Genomic DNA, 1822 nt, shown 5'->3' with positions numbered 1-1822 from the left:
GATGCATGATCCGGGCTCTTATGTCGTCGCCCGTGAAGTTTCGTCAAGCGGCTGTTCCTGCAGATAAAATGGCTTCTTGCGGTGCCTGGGAGTTGCAGGATCCCCGCGGTTTGGTGGTCATTTCCTTGCAAATTGCGATGCGGGATTTCGTTGCCGGGCGAACCGTGATTCCCTCACCGGGATCGAACGGGGGAGGCCGCCATGAAACCGCGCGAGCAGTCGAGAGGGCAGGACGATCTCTTCCGGGCGCGGCTCGACCAGATCATCGACATGCGCCACGAGCTTGTGCACCTCGGCGGCCTAATCGACTGGCAGGCCATCGGTGACCGGCTCGGCGCGATGCACGATGATGGCCCGGGCCAGCCGCCGCTTCCGACACGCCTGATGGCGGGCCTCGCCATCCTCAAGCACATGCACAACCTGTCGGATGAGGAGCTCACCGGCCGCTGGGTCGAGAACCCCTACTACCAGCACTTCTGCGGTGAGGAACACTTCCGGCACAGGGCGCCCTTCGACCGCTCGTCGATGACGCGATGGCGGCAGCGGGTGGGCGAGGAACGGCTCGAGGTGCTGCTGCAGGAGAGCCTGTCGGTCGCGGTCAAGACCAATGCCGTCGACGTCAAGGACCTCCAGAAGATCATCGTCGACACGACCGTGCAGGAAAAGGCGATCACGTTCCCGACCGAGGCGAAACTCCTGAACCGGGCGCGCGTGATGCTGGTCAAACTCGCGAAGAAGCACGGCGTGCAACTGCGCCAGGGCTATCCGAGGGTCGGCAAACGGGCGCTGATGAAATACCAGCGATACGCCCACGCCAAACAATGGAACCGCGCGCGCCGCGAACTGCGCAGCCTGCGCACTTGGCTCGGCCGGGTCATCCGCGACATCGACCGCCAGGTGCGCCACGACAGGTCGCTGAACCAGATCTTCCGGCCGAAGCTGTTTCTTGCCCAACGCGTGCACGACCAGAAACGCGGCCAGCGCGGACAGAAGGTCTATTCGATCCACGCGCCCGAGGTCGAATGCATCGGCAAAGGCAAGGCGCACAGACCCTACGAGTTCGGCGTCAAGGTCTCGGTGGCAACGACGGTCGAGCCCTCGGCGGGAGGCCAGTTCGTGCTCGCCGCCAAGGCGCTGCCGGGCAATCCCTATGACGGGCACACGCTCGAGACCGTGATCCCGCACGTCCAGGGCCTGATCGGCAACGAGATCCGCCGCATCATCGCCGACAAGGGCTATCGCGGGAACAACGCGCCAGCGCCGCACAACATGCGCGTCTACGTCAGCGAGCAGAAGCGCGGCGTGACGAAGACGATCAAGCGCGAGCTGCGAAGGCGCGCCGCGGTCGAGCCGGTGATAGGCCACCTCAAGAACGACCACCGCATGGACCGGAACTTCCTGATCGGACCCCACGGCGACGCAGCCAACGCGGTGCTCGCCGCGGTCGGCTACAACTTCCGCCGACTTCTCGCCTGGCTGAGGGAAATCTTGTGCGTGCTCATGATGGCCCTGGCTGCCATCCGCGAAAACCTGCTGCCGCCCCCGCAAACTCAACGCGCGTGACGGCGCGAATCTTCACGGGCGACTATGTCCGCTCTGTCAACGTCGAGGCGCACGTCTTCGATCCGCTTTCGCGGCCGTGCATTTGATCGATGCCCAAGGCAGGCGACAGGGCAAGGGACGACGGTTGATCCGGCTCTTATCCGCGGGTTGGCTACCGCATGACCAGGGTTCGTCGCGGGGCTGCCTCTGTCTAGCGATCGAGCGTGGGCTGTCGTGTCGGCACGTGCTGCATGACACGGCACCTGCTTCAAACCCGTGT

At 64.5% G+C, this 1822-nt stretch carries 1 protein-coding gene; it reads left to right on the top strand.

The genetic code is table 11. The features are described from left to right. Positions 1-201 precede the first annotated feature (201 nt). Positions 202-1563, top strand: coding sequence for an IS5 family transposase (locus WBB85_RS08930; protein ID WP_432638274.1), 1362 nt, complete (start codon positions 202-204; stop codon positions 1561-1563). Positions 1564-1822 lie beyond the last annotated feature (259 nt).

The organism is Albidovulum sp. (genome assembly GCF_049646345.1).
In the GTDB taxonomy this organism is placed as follows: domain Bacteria; phylum Pseudomonadota; class Alphaproteobacteria; order Rhodobacterales; family Rhodobacteraceae; genus Albidovulum.
Note: the sequence above shows the minus strand (reverse complement) of the source record. Positions and strands in the feature narration are given on the sequence as shown.

Excerpts from the sequence above, each read along its gene's own strand:
- WBB85_RS08930 (WP_432638274.1), top strand. The coding sequence starts at position 202 with ATGAAACCGCGCGAGCAGTCGAGAGGGCAGGACGATCTCTTCCGGGCG.